General features: G+C 36.6%; 23 protein-coding genes. 15 read left to right on the top strand and 8 right to left on the bottom strand.

Going from position 1 to position 18938, the window contains the following annotated elements:
- Both B3D98_RS14955 and B3D98_RS14950 read right to left on the bottom strand, forming a co-directional pair.
- Positions 1-185: hypothetical protein (locus B3D98_RS14955; protein WP_288583926.1), on the bottom strand; the 185-nt coding region annotated here is incomplete at its 3' end.
- Positions 186-311: 126 nt separating this feature from the next.
- Positions 312-677 (bottom strand): hypothetical protein, encoded by a 366-nt coding sequence (locus B3D98_RS14950; RefSeq protein ID WP_288583924.1) that lies wholly within the window; start codon positions 675-677, stop codon positions 312-314.
- Positions 678-962: 285 nt separating this feature from the next.
- Here B3D98_RS14950 and B3D98_RS14945 point away from each other — a divergent pair, with 285 nt between their 5' ends.
- From B3D98_RS14945 to B3D98_RS14930, 4 genes are all read left to right on the top strand, one after another.
- A complete protein-coding gene (locus B3D98_RS14945; protein WP_066036633.1) occupies positions 963-1862 on the top strand; it encodes a hypothetical protein in 900 nt (299 codons plus the stop codon).
- 137 nt (positions 1863-1999) lie between these two features.
- The gene (locus tag B3D98_RS14940; RefSeq protein ID WP_115673485.1) at positions 2000-2635 is read left to right on the top strand and encodes a TetR/AcrR family transcriptional regulator; all 636 of its coding nucleotides are present in this window, start codon (positions 2000-2002) and stop codon (positions 2633-2635) included.
- A gap of 21 nt (positions 2636-2656) precedes the next feature.
- Positions 2657-3538 carry an ABC transporter ATP-binding protein gene (locus B3D98_RS14935; RefSeq protein WP_233732758.1) on the top strand — a complete coding sequence of 294 codons (882 nt, stop codon included), beginning with the start codon at positions 2657-2659 and terminating at the stop codon, positions 3536-3538.
- Positions 3539-3540: 2 nt separating this feature from the next.
- Positions 3541-4338 (top strand): ABC transporter permease subunit, encoded by a 798-nt coding sequence (locus tag B3D98_RS14930; protein ID WP_175400711.1) that lies wholly within the window; start codon positions 3541-3543, stop codon positions 4336-4338.
- A gap of 40 nt (positions 4339-4378) precedes the next feature.
- Here the strand turns inward: B3D98_RS14930 and B3D98_RS14925 are convergent, their stop codons facing one another.
- Positions 4379-4975, bottom strand: a complete 597-nt coding sequence (locus B3D98_RS14925; RefSeq protein WP_288583922.1) for a TetR/AcrR family transcriptional regulator — start codon at positions 4973-4975, stop codon at positions 4379-4381.
- Positions 4976-5091: 116 nt separating this feature from the next.
- Between B3D98_RS14925 and B3D98_RS14920 the strand changes: the two genes are divergently transcribed.
- The 5 genes from B3D98_RS14920 to B3D98_RS14900 all read left to right on the top strand — a co-directional run bounded on the left by B3D98_RS14920 (position 5092) and on the right by B3D98_RS14900 (position 8791).
- Positions 5092-5820 (top strand): ABC transporter ATP-binding protein, encoded by a 729-nt coding sequence (locus B3D98_RS14920; RefSeq protein ID WP_048391206.1) that lies wholly within the window; start codon positions 5092-5094, stop codon positions 5818-5820.
- Positions 5817-6833 carry an ABC transporter permease gene (locus tag B3D98_RS14915; protein WP_048391207.1) on the top strand — a complete coding sequence of 339 codons (1017 nt, stop codon included), beginning with the start codon at positions 5817-5819 and terminating at the stop codon, positions 6831-6833. Before B3D98_RS14920 ends, B3D98_RS14915 begins: the two co-directional genes overlap by 4 nt.
- A gap of 159 nt (positions 6834-6992) precedes the next feature.
- Positions 6993-7865, top strand: coding sequence for an ABC transporter ATP-binding protein (locus B3D98_RS14910; RefSeq protein ID WP_288583920.1), 873 nt, complete (start codon positions 6993-6995; stop codon positions 7863-7865).
- Positions 7866-7883: 18 nt separating this feature from the next.
- The gene (locus B3D98_RS14905; protein WP_288583918.1) at positions 7884-8582 is read left to right on the top strand and encodes an ABC transporter permease; all 699 of its coding nucleotides are present in this window, start codon (positions 7884-7886) and stop codon (positions 8580-8582) included.
- Between the two features lie 32 nt (positions 8583-8614).
- Complete coding sequence (locus tag B3D98_RS14900; protein ID WP_288583916.1) at positions 8615-8791, top strand: hypothetical protein; 177 nt, start codon at positions 8615-8617, stop codon at positions 8789-8791.
- Positions 8792-8830: 39 nt separating this feature from the next.
- Here B3D98_RS14900 and B3D98_RS14895 read toward each other — a convergent pair whose 3' ends face one another.
- Positions 8831-9280, bottom strand: coding sequence for a DUF523 domain-containing protein (locus B3D98_RS14895; RefSeq protein ID WP_054550630.1), 450 nt, complete (start codon positions 9278-9280; stop codon positions 8831-8833).
- Positions 9281-9340: 60 nt separating this feature from the next.
- Here B3D98_RS14895 and B3D98_RS14890 point away from each other — a divergent pair, with 60 nt between their 5' ends.
- A complete protein-coding gene (locus B3D98_RS14890) occupies positions 9341-9910 on the top strand; it encodes a GrpB family protein (RefSeq protein WP_288583914.1) in 570 nt (189 codons plus the stop codon).
- A 19-nt stretch (positions 9911-9929) separates the two neighbouring features.
- Positions 9930-10415 carry an NUDIX hydrolase gene (locus B3D98_RS14885; protein ID WP_288583913.1) on the top strand — a complete coding sequence of 162 codons (486 nt, stop codon included), beginning with the start codon at positions 9930-9932 and terminating at the stop codon, positions 10413-10415.
- A 48-nt stretch (positions 10416-10463) separates the two neighbouring features.
- Here the strand turns inward: B3D98_RS14885 and B3D98_RS14880 are convergent, their stop codons facing one another.
- From B3D98_RS14880 to B3D98_RS14870, 3 genes are all read right to left on the bottom strand, one after another.
- Positions 10464-10979 (bottom strand): DUF6886 family protein, encoded by a 516-nt coding sequence (locus tag B3D98_RS14880; RefSeq protein WP_103117661.1) that lies wholly within the window; start codon positions 10977-10979, stop codon positions 10464-10466.
- 13 nt (positions 10980-10992) lie between these two features.
- Positions 10993-11733, bottom strand: coding sequence for a class I SAM-dependent methyltransferase (locus tag B3D98_RS14875; protein ID WP_103117660.1), 741 nt, complete (start codon positions 11731-11733; stop codon positions 10993-10995).
- 185 nt (positions 11734-11918) lie between these two features.
- Positions 11919-13103, bottom strand: a complete 1185-nt coding sequence (locus B3D98_RS14870; protein ID WP_054550627.1) for a YbfB/YjiJ family MFS transporter — start codon at positions 13101-13103, stop codon at positions 11919-11921.
- 117 nt (positions 13104-13220) lie between these two features.
- Between B3D98_RS14870 and B3D98_RS14865 the strand changes: the two genes are divergently transcribed.
- The 4 genes from B3D98_RS14865 to solA all read left to right on the top strand — a co-directional run bounded on the left by B3D98_RS14865 (position 13221) and on the right by solA (position 18317).
- A complete protein-coding gene (locus B3D98_RS14865; protein ID WP_115673501.1) occupies positions 13221-14111 on the top strand; it encodes a LysR family transcriptional regulator in 891 nt (296 codons plus the stop codon).
- A 194-nt stretch (positions 14112-14305) separates the two neighbouring features.
- Entirely contained in the window at positions 14306-15673 is a 1368-nt protein-coding gene (gene guaD / locus B3D98_RS14860) for a guanine deaminase (protein ID WP_054550625.1), read from the top strand.
- 51 nt (positions 15674-15724) lie between these two features.
- A complete protein-coding gene (locus B3D98_RS14855; RefSeq protein WP_048391244.1) occupies positions 15725-17074 on the top strand; it encodes a uracil-xanthine permease family protein in 1350 nt (449 codons plus the stop codon).
- A gap of 127 nt (positions 17075-17201) precedes the next feature.
- A complete protein-coding gene (gene solA / locus B3D98_RS14850; RefSeq protein ID WP_288583907.1) occupies positions 17202-18317 on the top strand; it encodes an N-methyl-L-tryptophan oxidase in 1116 nt (371 codons plus the stop codon).
- A 42-nt stretch (positions 18318-18359) separates the two neighbouring features.
- On the opposite strand, the gene B3D98_RS14845 is transcribed toward solA, so the two are convergent.
- A complete protein-coding gene (locus B3D98_RS14845) occupies positions 18360-18923 on the bottom strand; it encodes a 5' nucleotidase, NT5C type (RefSeq protein ID WP_115673504.1) in 564 nt (187 codons plus the stop codon).
- Positions 18924-18938 lie beyond the last annotated feature (15 nt).

Genomic DNA, 18938 nt, shown 5'->3' with positions numbered 1-18938 from the left:
AACTTTTGGGGTTCACTACAATGTTCATTCATGAGTGACTTAATTGCTTGATTTCTATATTCATCTTCATTTTTCTTTTTACACTCTTCATCCCTAAATCTCATAAAATTCAATTTCATTGGTATTGAACTCACACACATTAATTCTATAGATGTAGCCTCCTCCCCATTCTTTATAACGTTCAAGTAACCGTTTCCCCAAGATGATTGATCGCAATATAATCTTCATTTTTAGCTGTATCAATAGTAATGATCATATTTCCCTCTTTTCTTATAAAGGCATGGTTCTTTCTTATACGACTTATTGTAATTTTAATCTTTTACTCTATGTCTCATGATTCCTTTTCTAATCCCTCTTATAATTAATTGCCCTAAAACATAAAAAAATGAAACAAAGATAATGGCTACATCTCTTCCAAAAGGCTTAAACCAACTTCCATCATCATCTATAAAAAAATGGCCTAACATTAAAGACAAAGCAGTCATCAAAAAATTTAGGACAATGAACAAAGGTAGATGATCATTTCTAGATACTATGCTAACTCCAATAATGAAAAAAAGAAATAACGGAAATAAGAAGCTAGCCTCTTGGTTTGAGAGGTGGCTATTATACTCGTAAAAATGAAATAAAAACGGGAATGGAAATAGCGACAACATACTTTGAATAAATCTTTTCATTTCAGCTACACCTCCACAAAAATATAATATGATTATTTAAGTGTAATTTTACACTAATTATATTCTTTTATCTATAATAAATAAAATGTATAGGATGGTAATTCTTCTGTATTAACTTCCTCCTGAACATCAGTACAATTTCCCTTAAGATTCATAAAAGATTAAAAGGTACTTCGTTCTAATGACTATTTCCTACATAAAATAGGCATACAATTGCTGCCAATCGAATAGAAACCTATATAGGGAACATTTAGTCATGGGAAAAATAAAGTGGGGTGTGTAAGGATGCTTAAAGTAAATGATACAAAAGAAATGGTACTTGAAATTGTGCAAGATGACCCATTGTTTGTGGCACTGCAACATACACCTTTAGAGGAAAACCTCTATAATGATGGGTATTTAGCAGAGATCGATGAATCGAAACACTATACAATTGCAGAAGTCGCGGGCTGGTTTGATATTACAGACGCCATGCTTCGCTACTATTTAAAACCGTTTGAACAGTATATTTTTGACAATGCTTCGCCCAATACAAATAGCAATATTCGTTTAAACCTACCTGCTATATTGAGATTGCGCATGATTTTATTATTGAAGGATGAGTATCGTGTAAGGGGGATTAAATTATTGCTAGGTATTGATGATAACGGTCAGTTGCTGAAACACCAAATTACCGCAACGACCATGGATTCTGAGGATTTATCACATAAAATCGATTTGCTTGGAAACGTCCTACAGCAAATGATTCAAACAGGTCTTTTTCAGATTTTGCCGAATGAAGAGCAAGGGACGTTACAAGTTAACATTAATCAGGACTTTCTTGACAAAAACATTCAACGTCTTTCGACCGATTCTATCCTTCAAGTGGAAGAAATTCAAAAAGAAACGTTGGAGCTAAAGCAGGAAAATGAGCATCTACAAAATCAAATTACCGAGCTGCAAGAAAATAGCGTGAAGGACATTGTCCAAAAGATTAGAGAGCGTCATATAGAAAATGAAATCGTTTCTACATTACGTACAGAAGCATTACAGCAATATTCCCAAAATCATAAAGTCGGTTTTTTCACCAAATTTTTCAAGTCCGCACAAATTGAAATGGACAAAGAGCAATTCGTTCTAAGCTATATTTCAAAGCATTTAGAAGAACGTTTAGAAATTGCATTGAACAATTATTATGATAAGTAAACTGAAGCAATGGAGAGCATGAGTGAGACTATTGGAAATGGTCACAATCATGTTCTTTTTTATTTTCCCAAATCACATTGACCACAGTAGTCAATTTCTATATAATGGCATAAAATATGACGGAAAGGAGTAAAAAATTGTATCAAGCTTTTATGAATTTAACCGAAGAAAAGCGCCAAGCAATTATTAATGCTGCCTTAAGGGAATTTTCGCTCAATAACTATGCTACCGCTTCAACAAACAAAATTGTGAGCAATGCCAATATATCAAAAGGCATTTTATATCACTATTTTGGTAGTAAAAAAAATTTATATCTTTTCTTATATGACTATACAACTACTAAATTCTCCGTGGCACTTAATCGCCAAATTGATTTAGCAGAGCCTGATATTTTTAAGCGTTATGAACAGATCATGAAAATTAAAATTGATCTCATGAAGCAATATCATGCGCTGTTTGATTTTTTGAAAAAGGCCTATGCTGAAACAAGCTCTGAGGTACGAGATGAACTAAATCATTACAATGCCGCTTTTCAAAAAAATGCTTATGTAACTGCATTCGAAGGAATTGATACTAGTTTATTCCGAGAAAATTTGGATATAAAAAAGGCAATTGATACTATTCAATGGGTAACAGATGGTATCAGTCATCGTTATGAGGAAAGATTAAAAGCGCATGTAGATAATCAAGAGCTCTTTAATGAATTAATCGAGCAATGCATGGAAGAGGCTAGTGAATATTTTCTATTTTTGAAAACATTATTGTATCAATAAAATGGGGTGAGTGACGTGTCCATGATTGAAGTAAACCATTTAACTAAAAAGTTTGGCGATTTTTATAGTATACAAAATGTTCATATACAAATTCCAAAGGGTGAAGTGTTCGGTTTTTTAGGACCAAATGGGGCAGGAAAATCCACAACCATACGCCATTTAATGGGTTTTTTACAGCCAACTGAGGGCTCTTGTTTCATTAACGGTTTAAATTGTCGGGAGGCATCTGCAACCATCCAACAAGTTGTTGGCTATTTACCTGGAGAAATTGCGTTTATTGATAAAATGACGGGTAAGCAATTTATTCACTTTATTGCTAAGTTAAGAGGGATGAATGATTACACACATGCCGAGGAATTAATGCATTTCTTTGAATTAGATGCTTCTCGGCTCATAAAAAAAATGTCGAAAGGTATGAAGCAGAAGGTTGGTTTAGTTTGTGCCTTCATGCATCATCCCGAAATTGTCATTCTAGATGAACCTACTAGTGGTTTAGACCCGCTCATGCAAACCAAATTTATTGAATTCATTTTAGCTGAAAAGGACAAAGGAACGACCATTTTCATGTCCTCTCATATGATTGAAGAAGTAGAGAAAACTTGTGATCGTGTAGCGATTATTAATGCAGGTAAAATCGTGGCGACTGAAACCATTACAGATTTAAAGAAACGTAAATCTAAAAAATACATGCTTGAGTTTCAAGATGAGCAAGAGCTCACTCGCTTCCTTGATGAGGAATATGTACTTGAACGTATCTCTTCTACAAAAGTTATGATTACTATAATGGGAGACCTTCAAGCATTTCTCCATACGCTATCTAACTATAAAATTATAGACTTAGACGTTATTTCCCAGTCACTAGAAGATATTTTTATGCATTATTACGAAAGTGGAGGTGCTTAATCATGAATTTTACCTTATTCAAGCATGAGTTATTTGCCTCTCTTAAACTATTCACCATTATTATCGGTGTACTAATGCTATATATTGTCAGTGTAATTTATATGTATAACCCAGAAATGACGGATACACTAAAAAAATTAACAGAAACAATGCCTGAGATGATGGCAGCCTTTGGTATGACCAGCATTGGCGATACCTTGATAGAATTTCTCTCCACCTATTTATATGGATTTTTATTAATGATTCTTCCTTTGGTATTTTCTATCATGTTAGCCAATAAGCTCATCATGGGCTATATTGATAATGGTTCGATGGCATACTTAATCGCTACACCGAATACTCGTTTTAAAATTGTCTTTACACAAGCACTATTTTTGATCATCAGCCTTTTTACACTCCTTGCTGTTACTACGTTGGTCATGATTGTCTTTGCAGAAATATTATTCCCTAATGAGCTGGACATAACGGCCCTACTGCTGTTAAATTTCGGGCTATTTTTATTGCACTTTGCCATTAGTGGATTCTGTTTTCTTATGTCTTGCAGCACGAAAGATTTAAGAACATCCTATGCCTATAGTGCTGGCATTCCCATTGCCTTTTATCTGATTGAGGCACTGAGCAATATGGGTGGTTCACTAGACAAATTACAATACATTACAATCTATTCATTGTTCGATTCCGTTCAATTAATTCAACAAAATAGCTCTTGCTGGTGGATGCTAGGTACACTTTTCCTCATTGGCTTGCTTTGCTATAGTCTAGCAATTCGTTTTTTTGTAAAACGAGATTTACATCTCTAAATTTCTAGCCGCTACAGATCCAGTGCTGTAGCGGTTTTCATTAAATAGTACCTACTACATTTCCTAAAAACCGTATTAATCGAAAATGTAGAGCGACCATTTCTTCTACTGTTAAGTTCTCGTTCCCCTTGTCCAACCACTCCTGAATGACCCCTAAAATGGCAGATGCTATAAAGGCTTGTAAGTATTGTTGAAACTCTGGATCTTGTGCTTCCTTGCGTATAAGCGATAATCTGTCTAAAATATGACTCCCAAAGATCATTTTCACCTTTTGTGTAAAGCTAGGGCTCCCCTGCTCTCCTAATAACATACGAAAAGCTGGTGCATGCTCTTTTATACACGTTATCACCTTGATAAATGGCTGATAGAGTTGCCCCATTTTTAACGTTTGAAAAGCATCCAACGGCTGAACATGTTTGACATAGCGCTCTAACTCCATTAATAGCTCTTGCTGCAAATCCTCCATCACATCATATTTATCTGAATAATGTAAGTAAAACGTGCCACGATTAATTTCAGCTACAAACGCTAAATTCTTTACAGTCACACGTTCAAAGCCTACCTCCTCTACTTGTTGGATAAAAACATTTTTAATGGCTTGCTTCGTTTCAAAATTCATTTTTTCATGTACAGACACATATTTCCCTCCATTTACTTAACACTTGCTGATAAACTGTTGATTGTATTTGCTCACATGCTACAGTAAAATTTTTATCAAATCAACATTGTGTTCAGTGAAGGAGTGAGGACCATATGGGCAACCAGGCAATCTCTATTAAGTCTCTCGAAAAACGATTTCAACATAAGCAAGTTATTGCCCCCCTTTCTTTGGATGTTCCTAAGGGACAGTTAATGGGCTTACTCGGTCCGTCAGGCTGTGGTAAAACAACACTAATCAAAATGATTATGGGCATGCTGAAACCTGATAGTGGTACTATTCAAGTATTAGATTTGAATGTTCCTCATAAACAATTATTAAATGACATTGGCTATATGGCACAATCAGATGCACTTTATACAGATTTAACGGGAGAAGAAAATCTACATTTTTTTGCAAAGCTTTATTCACTATCTAAAGCGGAACGAATAGAAAGAGTAGCCTATGCAGCAAGCCTCGTTCGTTTAACAGATGACTTACGACTAAAAGTAGAAAATTATTCGGGGGGAATGAAACGTCGATTATCTCTTGCTATTGCCCTTATTCAAAATCCTAAACTACTCATTTTGGATGAACCAACGGTGGGGATAGATCCTGTCTTAAAAAAGGAAATTTGGCAAGAACTGATTCGTTTAAAAGATCAGGAACAAAAAACCATTTTAGTGACGACGCATGCGATGGATGAAGCGGAAAGATGTGATCAATTGGCCATGCTGAGAAGTGGACATATTATTGCACAGGGTACCCCACAAGAGTTAAAAGAACATTATCAAGCAAAAGACTTTGATGAGGTGTTTGTAAAAGCTGGAGGTGACGTTCAATGAGAATAAGTGCTATCATCACAAGAATCATCCAACAAATGAAAAGAGATAGACGGACACTTGCTTTATTATTTTTAGCCCCACTTCTTGTCTTGTCCTTAATGTATTTTATTTTCAATAGTAATGAGGCTTCCGTCACACTTGTGGTCTCTAATGCGCCCGCCCCATTGATCGACAAATTAAAAGAGACTGATTTTACCATTATCGTGGACAATGATTTTTCAAAAAAACAGCTACAAGATAAAGAGTATAATGGTTGGCTAGCAGTAGAGCAAAATGTTAGTAAGTTAACTTTATTAAATGATGATCCTTCTCTGGCAAAGGCTTTAACGATGCAACTTGCTCAAATCTTACAGCCTACCCAAGCCTCTATAGGCAGTATGAAAACGGACTATGTTTATGGTGATCAGGATACGGCTATTTTTGATATATTTAGTCCTATGCTCATTGGCTTCTTTGTTTTTTTCTTTGTTTTTTTAATTACTGGCATTGCCTTATTAAAGGAGCGTACTTCTGGAACATTGGAGCGTTTACTGGCGACACCGATTAAACGTTCAGAAATTGTAGCAGGCTATATGGTTGGCTATGGTTTATTTGCGTTCCTACAAACAATTATTATCGTCCTGTTTGGTATTTATGTGCTCGATATTGTCCATGTAGGCTCCATCTGGCTTGTCCTACTCATCAATATGATGGTTGCTCTTGTCTCGTTATCCTTAGGTGCGTTGCTATCTAGCTTTGCCGCTTCAGAATTTCAAATGATGCAATTTATTCCGCTTGTTATTGTTCCTCAAGTGTTCTTTTCGGGTATTTTCCCGCTGGATAGTATGGCGGAATGGCTTCAAAACATTGGGCGTATCATGCCTCTATACTATGCCGCGGACGCATTGAATGGTGTGATGTATAAAGGTTATTCACTTTCTGATATTATAGTGAATCTCAGCATTCTTGCTTGTTTTGCCATTGTTTTCATTACGTTAAATATTATCAGTTTAAAAAAATATCGTTCGTTGTAATCAATCCTTAAAAGTTCTGCTATTTAAAAAGCAGAGCTTTTTTATGTAACTGAAATAACTAAAAACAGGAAATATAACCAATTTAATTGAAGTGAATGGTCGATTTTCATTATAATTATTTTATGGAGAAGAATTATCCAAAAATAAAGGTGTGTGAAGATGACTACTATTTTGGAAGTACAAAACATCTGTAAACAATACAATGGGAAAAAAATTTTAGAGAATGTATCGTTTTCAATTGCGTCCAATCAAATCATTGCTCTAGTAGGGAAAAATGGTTCTGGAAAAAGCACTTTACTCAAGATTATTGCAGCATTCATTAAACCAGACAGTGGTTCTATTGTGAAGCAGAAAACGTCTTTAAAAGTTGGCTATGTACCAGAAACAACTCCTTCTCATATTTTATTTACGCCTCAAGAATATCTTTATCACATGGGCTGTATACGAGGTATGGCTAAAAATCAGCTTTTGCAGAAGATAGAAGAATTACTTGATATGTTTCAACTAAAAGAGGAAAAAGATACAAGGATTGTCCATTTCTCTAAAGGGATGAAACAAAAGGTGATGATTATGCAGGCGATGCTAGAAGAAACTGATCTACTGATAATGGATGAACCATTGTCAGGACTTGATGCCAAGGCACAAAATGATTTCGAACAAATCTTAGCTAGAGTAAGAAGCAAAGGACTCAGTATCCTCTTAACCTGTCATGAAACCAAATTACTCGAAAACCTTGTAGACTCCGTTTTACTTATTCAAGAGAATACGATCATTCAGATAGAGGGTTTCGATCGCAATCCAACGCATCGATTAATTTTTGAGATTGCTAGCCTATCATTACTCGATGAAATCATACCTTCGATAGAGATTCAACAACAACAACTTTTAGTGAATGGACATTATGAAATAGTGACGATTGTTCCAGCAAAGGATTCAGATCAAATTTTACTGAAATTATTACAACACAATGCTTCAATTAAATATTTAGCTACTGTCCACCACAAAAAAGAACAATTCTCTTCTCATTTTTGAAAGGAGGAAACGAAAAAGATGAGCAGTTTAGTACGTTATCAATTGATAAATTATTTAAGAACCTATCACTACGTTCCACCTTTTACAATCTTCATTCTATGTCTTATCGTTAATTATACTTTTGTGCCTAATCCAATATTAGATAGTTATTCATTTACATCTCTTGTGCTCTTTTTTTTAATGGGCTGGTTTACTGTTACATTATTTCATGCTGAAGATGAAGGACAAAAAATGATTACTACCCTTCATACGAAAAAAACAATAGACTACAATTTAGGGATATTCATCATTTGTGGGCTGCTTGCCTTTAGTCTAAGCTGTGTTTCTGTCTTCTACCCAATCCTAATAGAGGCATTTTTTGAGAAGCCCAAACTATTACATATTTTACTAGGTTTCTTGTCTCATTTTAGTTTATCGTTACTTGCCATTGCACTCACTGCTTTATTTACTAGGGAACTCGTGAAAAATAGACGAAATACGTGGTGGGGTGTAATAGGCATCCTTATTATTTCTGTCGTGATTGCTACTTTAAAAGATTCTATTCTAACTGGACTTCTTTGGTTACTTCCTCCTCTTCATTTTTCATTAGAAATGATGAGTGTGGGCGATCAAATTGACGTTATACCCAACGTTTTTTATTGGCAATACACATGGATTATAATTTATGCATTCCTTATCATTGTTTTGTTTTTTTTCCTAGTCAACCGAAGAAAATGATTTAGACATCTTACTAAGGAGAGATAGTATGTATGAGCAACGGGAACATCAAAGTACTAATTGTTGAAGACGAAAATGATATAGCTAATATTATAAGGGAATACTTAAGTGTTAATCAGTTCGAATCACATTTAGCTGCCATTTTTGGCGGCTGGATTTCGACCAAAATAATTGCTAAAACGTCGCCTCGCATATTAATTGTTGAATAAATAAACTTGGCCCCTACTAGTTTAGGGGCCTCTCTTTAATCATTCAAAAAAATTCTCTTCAGATAGCACGACGATATTGTTTCTTCGAAGCAATGCCGTAGTTACTCCTTCGCCAGCTAATTTTGTTCCATTAAACGCACCGTTATAAATCTTTGCACTGCCACAGGATGGGCTATATTCCTTTAAAATGACATGAGTTGCCCCTACCTCAAGTGCTTTTTGTAAGGTTGCATAGGCTCCCTTCAGATATAAATTTGTGACATCTCGTCCAGAACTTTCAACCACTGTTGCGTTGCCATCAAGTACATCTTGTCCATTGCCACCTACAATTTCAGCCGGTTCGCGGGGCGTTGAAAAGCCTCCCATCAGCTCTGGGCAAACCGTGACAGCTTTATTTTCTAACACAAGCTTTTGTATTTTTTCATCTAGACTGTTTGTGCCATTATAACGAACATTTAAACCTGCTAAGCAAGCACTTATTAAAATCATCCTTTTCACACTCCCTCTACTATCTTTATTCCACTATAACACGCATGCTACAATAATTTTATGAAGACCAAGGGAGGAGATAAAATACCTGATCCTATTTTGATTTTACCTTATACAGATGAATGGGCTAAGGAATTTCATAGCATAGGCTGTCAATTACGGGAGGCCTTAGGAAACATAGCGCTGAGAATTGATCATATTGGCTCAACTGCTGTAACAGGGCTAGCAGCAAAGCCTGTAATTGATATACAAATATCCGTCGCATCGTTTACACCATTGGCAGCATTTAAAGCTCCATTAGAATCTCTAGGTTTTAGTTATCGAGCAGAAAATCCAGACAAGTCTAAACGCTATTTTCAAGAGGCTCCTGGAGATAGACGAGTACATATTCATGTTCGACAGGCTGGTAGTTGGGCAGAGCAGCTAGCCTTATTATTTCGAGATTTTTTGCGCCGTCATCCAGATTACTGTCGTCGCTATGAGCAGGTAAAATATGAATTGGCTAAGAAATACCAATATAATCGTCAACTTTATACAAAATCTAAAGAATCGATCATATGGGAAATTTTAAAACAAGCAAATCATTGGAGTCAGCAGACTGGCTGGTCTCCTGCCAATTCAGATAACTAAAGAAAAGGGAGGAACAAACTTGGCTGAATTTACAATCTGTTTTCTGAAGAAGGGAGATTATATCCTTTTATTGAATAGAGATATGCCTCAGTGGATGGGCGCATGGAATGGTGTTGGTGGCAAAATTGAACAGGATGAAACACCATTAGCTGGTGCCTTACGAGAAATTAAAGAAGAAACAGGCATCACGGTTGAGGATATTACCTATAAGGGTAAGATTACCTGGACAGATGGCATTGTTAACTATGGCTGTATGTATGCGTTTATAGCGGAACTACCTGAATCTTTTCCATATGTAACACCGATAAAGGTTGCTGAGGGCATTCTTGATTGGAAGGAGCTTACTTGGATTTTACACCCTGAAAATGTAGGTATTGCGGACTTAAAATATTATTTACCTAAGATGCTCAATGAAACAGCAAACTATGATTATATTTTTACATATCAAGATAAGAAATTAGTCAATATCTCTTCAGCACCAATTGAACAAACACCGACTGTCTAATAATAAATAAGCCTCGTCCATGCAATAGGTGCATAACGAGGCTTGTTTTTAGAATCTTGGTTGTGCAAAGCGCATTCTGCACATGGACCAATTTAAGCTTGTAGTTTGGATTTTATCATGTATTTCCCATAAGCTATCCACGATTTGCAATTCAACATTGCGCTCCAATAATGCTTTAGCTATATCATTGATCTCTGAGACATGGATGGGCATTTGTGTTATTTCACTCGTATAATAGCCCGCAATATCATCCTGTAAAGTGAATCCATTACTATCAAACTCATATAGGTAAAGACTTGTAGTTTTCAATACTTCCCACCACTTGTTTTCTATGACTACTACATGTGAAGCTTGATGTAGATATTGCTGTCTGTCCTGCTCTGTTGTTTGATCTCCTGCATGAAAGCAGACACGCGGACAATCTCTTGGCGTTAAATAGTTTGGCAGGCATCTTTCGTTGATTGCCCATACTAGCCCTTTTTTGGCATCTAAATCTGGTCGCTCAGGCAGTCGAGGATGAAAAATCATAATAGTAGGGTCTTCACTGACATGAAATAAACGCATCGGTACTTCTCCTTTATTTCTTTAATTTAAAAACAATAAAATCTGCACAATGCAAATCTTCCGCAAATTGAGGGTACTTCTTTAGCATGTCTTGTGATGGCTTGGGCTCTACAATAGTCTCAATAGTAAATCCAGCTTGCCTAATTGCTTGCACATAGCTTGTTAATGTTCGGTGGTATAGAACTATTGGTGGGTCAGCATCTAGCTGGTGATACTCCCCTTCATAAAAATAACGTTGGACTTTCCAATACTGTTGATCTAGCTGCTCATGTCTCATCCATCCACTATTTGGTGTCACAAAGCATGGATGTAAAATCGAAAAAATAAAAGTGCGATTAGGTTTTAATAATCGAAACATCTCACATAGAGCAGCCTGATAATCCTCTAAATCTTGGAGAACCATATTTGAAACAATACCATCAAATTGTTCATCTGCTAAAAAGGATAAATTTTCACAATTCCCGTGTAAAAATTGAATAGCTTCCTGCTGTGGTGTTCTTTCCATAGCAATGTCTAGCATTTTTTGTGAAAAATCAACAGCTGTTACTCTTGCACCCTTCTTTACCAGTAATCTGCTTAAATAGCCTTCTCCACATCCTGCATCTAATAGATGGTTTCCATCTACCTCACCTAGCAAAGAAAAGATAGTGGGATTTAACAGTACGACACGATGAATATCCCCCTGCTCATCGTAGTTTGCTGTATACCTTTCCGCATATCGATTCCAGCGTTGAATAGCTTGTTCTGTGTTCATTTACAGTCCCCATTTCAAAGTAAAATCGTAACGTTACGTCCTGTGTGCACTTGTCTATTTTTCCATATAAAGAAAAAAATATATAGACTTTTATTTTATTTTTTAATATCATGTAGATAGAGGCACGGCTTCTTTAAGTAAATGATAAAGCCAGAAATCCAAATAGGATCTCTGGCTTTTATGCGTTATATAGAAATTGTATGTTCAGCAACAGCTTCTTTTTTTACAGTTAGCCATCTACCAATTACCATAACGAGCAATGCAAGAAACACTATGACACCAGCAAATATAAGTGCTGCTTTATAGCTACTATAAACTTCAACCAGTTTTCCTGCGATAATCGGTCCGATAATTTGTCCAAAAGCATAAAAGGTTGTTAATAAAGAAACAACGAATCCGCTCTTTGTTGGGAATAGCTGTCGTGCATAGGAAGTAGTTAGCGTGACAATTCCTACAAAGGTTAGACCGAATAAAAAAGATGCTAATAAAACGCTCCATACCGTTTGTGCAAAAACAGGTAACAGGATACCTACCACTTGCAGTATGTATGCCACAAACAAAATTTTTATAGCTGAAAACTTCTCTAATAAGACCGTCCAAACCGGAGCTGATGGAATAGCCGCGAGCCCCACAATGACCCAGCTATAGGAAGAGTAAGCTTGAAGAGAAGGAATATTATGAATAATATCGACTAAAAAAGTACCTGTAATAATATAGCCTAACCCCTCTAAACCATAGGATAAAATCAGCCATGGCATAAAACCCTTTGTCATTTTTGTATCAAGAGATTTTGTAACTTTTGTGCTGTCCTGCACCACTAAACTTCTCCATAAATAAGAGGTAATAAATAAAAAAATCGCTGATAAAATTCCTAAGCCTAACCATGCACCCTGCCAAGCAAATCTTGCTTCTATAGCAGGTACACATAAACCTGAAATAGCAATCCCTAAGCCTATACCACTAAATACATAGCCAGACCATCGTGATAATGAATGCTTCGCCAAGTAATCCATAATAATACTCGATGTTAACACAAAAATAAGGCCCCCTGTAATGCCCGCAATTAAACGCAGAACTAGCCAAACACTATACACTTCTATTAAGCCCATTAATATAACAGATAGGACATTGGTAACAACACTTGCCATTAAAACATTTTTACGTTGACGATAAATGAACCCTGCCCATAATGCGCCAATGAAATAACCAATATAATTGCTTGAAGCTAAAAAACCAGCCACTTCCAATGAAAACCCTACATCATGACGCATAAAGGGTAGAATCGGTGTGAAGGCAAATCGACTAATCCCCATAGCAACAACTAATAATAAAATTCCTCCAAAGACAATTCCTATATGTTGTCGATTCATAATGAACCCCCCTCTCATATATTCTACTGTAATTAAAAGGATACAGAGCGCAAATTAATAAATCTAATATATAATGTATATAAAAGCATAAAAAAAATTTATGAAAGGTGTAACGACATGAATTTACATGCTCTACGTTTATTTACAAAGGTGGCTGAACTCAATAGTGTTTCAAAAGCGGCACAGACACTTATGATTAGTCAGCCTGCTGTAACCATTCAAATTCGAAATTTAGAGAAAGAACTAGGCTTGACACTGCTAGAAGCCAAAGGTAGGGGCATTTCGCTAACACAAAATGGTACTTTTTTATACAAACAGGCACAGCGCTTATTTGATCTAGAAACTGATATTGAAAATAAAGTTGAACAGCTTAAAAATACGGGCAATGAAGAACTGCAAATTGCCTCCACGCATGTTCCCTCCCATTTTTTACTACCTAAATGGTTAGCTCAATTTAAACAAGTTTATCCAGCAACACATATTCATTTAAAGACCGCCAATTCCCAGCAAGTGATTGAGGATTTACTCCATTATAAAGCTGATTTAGCTTTTATCGTCAAAGAAGATGGACATCATGCTGATATTAATTATCAATTTCTAATGAATTTGGATTATTGGTTTATTGTGCCGCACAATCATCATCTGGCAGGTCAAACAGTATCGCTTGCAGAACTTATGCAGCAGCCCTTCGTCACAAGGGAGGATGGTAGTTCCACAAAAGAATACTTAAATGCTCTATGTAAAGTGCATAAAATCCCTCCACCGAAAGTAGGTTTACAACTAGACGGGATTAATGAATCCATACATGCCATTGCGGCAGGTTTTGGTACAATGCTAGCACCATCCATAGCAGCTTCTAGCTTTATTCTACAGCAGCAAGTTGCCCGCGTTTTTATTAAGGACATTGATATCCAACGACCGATTTACCTTTGTACAAGAAAAAATGAATTGCATCACTCCACATCCTTTAATAATTTTCTTCACATCATCAATGAATCGATCATATAGAAAGAAGGCACTCTCAAATAGGTGCCTTCTTTTATTATCTATCAACGCTTGTCAAAGCTGTAAAAATGTAGTTAAAAAGGTGCATGCATTTCTTTAGTCATTATATTAATATTCGTTTTTTTGTAGACTTAATAGTTTTTATAGCCTATAATAATCCGTGTTATTATCAATAAACGAACATTAAGGTGGTTTTTATGTCTGAATATACGCATATTTTCAAAGGAACAGCTTTTACTAGTAAATCTGCTACTGACGTTCACATTTTAAAGGATTATTTATTTTTCATTAATGCTGACGGTATGATTGTTAAAACTATCGCTCCCGAACAACCTGATTACCAACAACTATTAATTACATATCAAGATCAAAATAACTTCCATGCATTAGCTGAAGGCCAATATTTCCTACCGGGATTTGTCGATTTGCATGTACATGCACCTCAATGGGCACAATCTGGGACAGCTTTAGACATTCCTCTTTACGATTGGTTAAACACATATACTTTCCCTATCGAATCAAAATTCTCCGATTTAGTATTTGCTCAAGAAGTTTATGAGGATTTAGTAAGCACACTACTTGCCAATGGTACAACTACATCATTATATTTTGCGACGGTCCATAAGGAGGCCAGTGTACTTTTAGCGAAAATCTGTGCTGAAAAGGGACAACGAGGATTAGTCGGAAAAGTGGTCATGGACGATCCTGAACAGAATCCTGATTTTTATCGAGATGAAAACACAAAAACCGCATTAGAGGATACGGAGGAATTTATTTTAGCTGTAAAAAATTTAGCCAAAACGACTAAACAGGGTGTTTATCCCGTTGTCACTCCTCGCTTTATTCCAAGCTGTACAGACGGTGCCTTAAAGGGCTTAGGTGAATTAGCTGCGAAATATGATACACATATCCAATCACACTGTAGTGAAAGTGACTGGGAGCACAGCTACGTCAAAGAACGTTTCAACAAAAATGATGCCGTCGCCTTACATAATTTTGGTTTGTTAGGTGAAAAATCTGTCATGGCTCATTGTAATTTCTTAAGCGATGAGGATGCCAGATTATTTGCTGAAACTGGCACTGCCATAGGTCATTGTCCAATCTCTAATGCCTATTTTGCTAACAGCGTGATTCCAATCGCCCGCTTTCATGCAATGGGCGTTGATATTGGACTAGGTTCAGATGTTTCAGGCGGATTTTCTCCAAGTCTTTTTGATAATGCAAGACAAGCTGTTATGTCATCGAGAATGCTAGAGGATGGTGTAGATACAACCATTTCCGCCGAAAAGCGTGGTGTCCCAAATTCACGCATTACAATAAATGAGGCCTTCTATCTAGCGACAGCTGGTGGTGGAGAAAGCTTAAGTCTTCCAATTGGCCGTTTACAGGAAAACTATACATGGGATGTACAAATTATCGATACAAAAATTCCTACTGCTAGGCTTCCAATTTTTGATTCAAATGAAGATTTACACGATATATTCCAAAAAATCATGTATCTTGTACGCCCAGAAAATATCCGCGAGGTATGGGTGCAAGGAAATAAAGTTCATACGAGAGGCTAATCATTCTCTTATTCTCTAATAAAAATCTATCATTTTGAGGTGTACAACTTCGTGGAAACACAACATAGAAAACTAACTAATCAAACAAAACAAACACAATTAACCGTGTTACCAGATGAAAAAATTTCGTTCGGTCAGTCTGCTCTACTCGGTTTACAGCATGTTATGGCTATGGATGTTTATGTGGTGCCCTTTTTAATTGCCATGCTAATCGGTCTTCAAACTGGTCAGGCAAGCGCCTTGATTCAATCAACCTTTATTGCAGCTGGGGTCGCGACGATTGTGCAAACACATTTTTGTATGAAATTACCGATGGCACAAGGTCCATCCTATGTTCCACTTGGTGCCATTGTTGGGATCTATGCAGCAAGTGGTAGTGGTGATTTAGGTTGGAGTACTGTGCTAGGTGCTAGTTTAATTGGAGCCATTTTGGTTATTATTTTAGGCTATACAGGTATCTTCAATAAAATTGTCCAAACATTTATTCCACCAATTGTTGGTGGAACGATTATCTTTGTGGTTGGATTGTCCTTAATGCCTGTTGGTTTAAGTGATAATATTTTTAATGGTGCAGGCGCATCCATAAATCAAAACATTTATTTAGCACTTATCTCAGCATTCGTATTAATTATTTGTGTCATGTTAGGCACAGTCTTCCATCAAAAAGGACGTCTATTCCGAATTGCTTCTGTCATCATCGCCTTAATTGCTGGTAGTATTGCAGCAAATATCATGGGTGTTTTAGATTTATCTCCTGTATCGCAAGCCAAATGGTTTAGCATGCCACAAATTCCATTTGCAGATTTTAGTTTTAGCTTTAATTTTTCTGCTATTATCACAATGGTCATTATATATATTGTCTTAATGGCTGAAACAACAGGAACATGGTTTGCCATTAGCAATGTCATCGACCAACCTTTAACAAATAAACAAATTAACCGTGGTGTTATTGGTGAAGGAATTGGCTGCTTTATTGCTTCTTTACTTGGCTCCACTCCTGTGACAGGTTATTCAACAAATGCAGGTGTTATCTCTATTACTGGGATTGCGAGCCGTCGTGTCTTTATAGCAGCAGGTATTTGGTTTATCGTCTTCGGCTTCTCTGGTAAATTAGCAGCACTCATCTCAGCAATTCCTTCAGCTGTTATTGGTGGTGTATTTGTGATCGTCTGCGGCATAATAGCCATTAGTGGTTTACAGGTCATGAAAAATGAACATATTGGTGAAAAGGAAATGTATGTCATCGCGATTCCTGTTATTTTAACGTTAGCATTGACATTATTGCCTGATGATTTCCTGTATTCCTTACCTACAACCGTGCAGTATTTATTTGGTTCGCCTATTGCAACCGCTGCGCTCGTAGCGATTTTCCTTAATAAAATTTTACCAAGCTCAAAATAGTAGCTATCTACAACGCACAGCATCTCTAGTCCATTCGGATTGCAGGTGCTGTGTCTATTTATTTTCTAAAATTTCTGTTTCCTTCCCTATAAATCTGTTATACTAGAGTAAAAAAGTAGGGATTAAAATGGACTATGATGTCATAATAGTTGGTGCTGGCTCCATGGGGATGGCGGCTGGTTACTTTTTAGCAAAGGAAGGAAAAAATGTACTTATGCTAGATGCCTTTACTCCACCCCATGAAGAAGGTAGTCATCATGGGGATACAAGAATCATTCGCTTTGCCTATGGTGAAGGAGCTAGCTATGTACCTTTTGTAAAAAGAGCTGGCGAGCTTTGGCAAGAGCTAGAGTCTTTAACAAATGAAAGCTTATTTATACAAACTGGTGTAATTAATATTGGAGAGCCAACATGTGCCTTTATTCAAAATGTGGAGGCTAGTGCTGCGCTCTATAATTTAGCACTTGAACACTATTCACCTGCTGAAGCAATGAACAAATGGCCAGGGTTATTCTTGCCAAAAAATTTAGTTGCTTGCTTTGAACCTACAGCTGGTGTCCTTCGTGTTGAAGCATGTATTCAAGCCTATAAAAAATTAGCCTTGGAGGCGGGTGCAAGCCTCCGAACAAATGAAAAAGTATTGGCTATCCAAGCTGGTGATATTGTACAGGTACAAACAGTACATAATAGCTATAAAGCAAAGCAATTAATAGTAACGGCGGGTGCATGGGCAACAGAATTATTACAAACAGTAAATGCGAGCATACCCGTCACACCAACGCGGAAAACCTTTGCATGGTTTGAGGCAGATGAGCAGCTGTATCGTGATGAAGTTTTTCCTGCCTATTGCTTTGAATTTGCCGATTCAACCTACTACGGCTTTCCAAGTATTGATGGAGCGGGGTTAAAACTTGGACGACACGATGGTGGTGATGTGGTTAATCCAAACGACCCTCTACGTCCGTTTGATGCGTCTGATGCTGTTGACTTACAAAACTTCATTGATCAGTTTATGCCTCAGCATGGAACGCTTAAATACGGAAAAACATGTAAGTATTCGATGACACCAGATGAAGATTTCATCATCGACTTTTTACCTGAACATCAGAATATTGTGATTGCTGCAGGTTTTTCTGGTCATGGCTTTAAATTTAGTAGTGCCGTTGGAGAAGCTCTTGCAGATTTAATTATAGAAGGCAAAAGTAAACAAGATTTATCTACCTTTAAACTTAGTCGATTTTAGCAAAAAAGGATCGGTACAACGGTTAGTCGTTGCACCAATCCTTTATTTTGTTAACATCATTTGAAACTCTTGCCAATCATATAAACGTGGAAGATTTACATGCTGGTTATAAGATTGATTCTTTAAGATTACCTTAGTTGTCACATCATGAAGTGTCTCAAGTACTGCTGGTTTATCATCTACATAAATATCTAAAGCAAGCTCTTTTATAATGGCTACCTTTTCTGCATCTTGCATGCCACAAAAAAAATGACCGTCTGTTATTGGAAAGCCCTGTGCCTCCATCCAAGCTTTTGTTTGCGCACAATATTGCTTTGGACGAGATGTAATATAGTAAATGTCATGTCCCTGCTCTGCTAAAGCTTGGAGGGCTTTTAAAGCACCATCAAAAGATGGACAGTCCGTAAAATAGATCTCTTCCAATGCGCTATTCCACAAGGCAGTTCCTTCCTCATCTGTTAATCCAAATGGTTCATGAATTTCTACTCGTTGTATCGCTTGAAAGGTTTCAAAGGAAACCTTTTTGCCAAGCTTTTTATTATAAAGTGAAAAGGCATGTGCTCGTAAATCAATTAATGTGTCATCTATATCAAAGCCAAACTTCATCTAGTTGTTCGTCCT

Source organism: Lysinibacillus sp. UBA5994 (assembly GCF_002429725.1).
In the GTDB taxonomy this organism is placed as follows: domain Bacteria; phylum Bacillota; class Bacilli; order Bacillales_A; family Planococcaceae; genus Lysinibacillus; species Lysinibacillus capsici.
Note: the sequence above shows the minus strand (reverse complement) of the source record. Positions and strands in the feature narration are given on the sequence as shown.

Bases quoted from the DNA above. Each gene is read 5' to 3' on its own strand.
- B3D98_RS14950 (WP_288583924.1), bottom strand. From the start codon at position 677: ATGAAAAGATTTATTCAAAGTATGTTGTCGCTATTTCCATTCCCGTTT.
- B3D98_RS14945 (WP_066036633.1), top strand. From the start codon at position 963: ATGCTTAAAGTAAATGATACAAAAGAAATGGTACTTGAAATTGTGCAA.
- B3D98_RS14935 (WP_233732758.1), top strand. From the start codon at position 2,657: ATGATTGAAGTAAACCATTTAACTAAAAAGTTTGGCGATTTTTATAGT.
- B3D98_RS14930 (WP_175400711.1), top strand. From the start codon at position 3,541: ATGAATTTTACCTTATTCAAGCATGAGTTATTTGCCTCTCTTAAACTA.
- B3D98_RS14920 (WP_048391206.1), top strand. From the start codon at position 5,092: ATGGGCAACCAGGCAATCTCTATTAAGTCTCTCGAAAAACGATTTCAA.
- B3D98_RS14915 (WP_048391207.1), top strand. From the start codon at position 5,817: ATGAGAATAAGTGCTATCATCACAAGAATCATCCAACAAATGAAAAGA.
- B3D98_RS14910 (WP_288583920.1), top strand. From the start codon at position 6,993: ATGACTACTATTTTGGAAGTACAAAACATCTGTAAACAATACAATGGG.
- B3D98_RS14905 (WP_288583918.1), top strand. From the start codon at position 7,884: ATGAGCAGTTTAGTACGTTATCAATTGATAAATTATTTAAGAACCTAT.
- B3D98_RS14900 (WP_288583916.1), top strand. From the start codon at position 8,615: ATGAGCAACGGGAACATCAAAGTACTAATTGTTGAAGACGAAAATGAT.
- B3D98_RS14895 (WP_054550630.1), bottom strand. From the start codon at position 9,280: ATGATTTTAATAAGTGCTTGCTTAGCAGGTTTAAATGTTCGTTATAAT.
- B3D98_RS14890 (WP_288583914.1), top strand. From the start codon at position 9,341: ATGAAGACCAAGGGAGGAGATAAAATACCTGATCCTATTTTGATTTTA.
- B3D98_RS14880 (WP_103117661.1), bottom strand. From the start codon at position 10,979: ATGCGTTTATTTCATGTCAGTGAAGACCCTACTATTATGATTTTTCAT.
- B3D98_RS14875 (WP_103117660.1), bottom strand. From the start codon at position 11,733: ATGAACACAGAACAAGCTATTCAACGCTGGAATCGATATGCGGAAAGG.
- B3D98_RS14870 (WP_054550627.1), bottom strand. From the start codon at position 13,103: ATGAATCGACAACATATAGGAATTGTCTTTGGAGGAATTTTATTATTA.
- B3D98_RS14865 (WP_115673501.1), top strand. From the start codon at position 13,221: ATGAATTTACATGCTCTACGTTTATTTACAAAGGTGGCTGAACTCAAT.
- guaD (WP_054550625.1), top strand. From the start codon at position 14,306: ATGTCTGAATATACGCATATTTTCAAAGGAACAGCTTTTACTAGTAAA.
- solA (WP_288583907.1), top strand. From the start codon at position 17,202: ATGGACTATGATGTCATAATAGTTGGTGCTGGCTCCATGGGGATGGCG.
- B3D98_RS14845 (WP_115673504.1), bottom strand. From the start codon at position 18,923: ATGAAGTTTGGCTTTGATATAGATGACACATTAATTGATTTACGAGCA.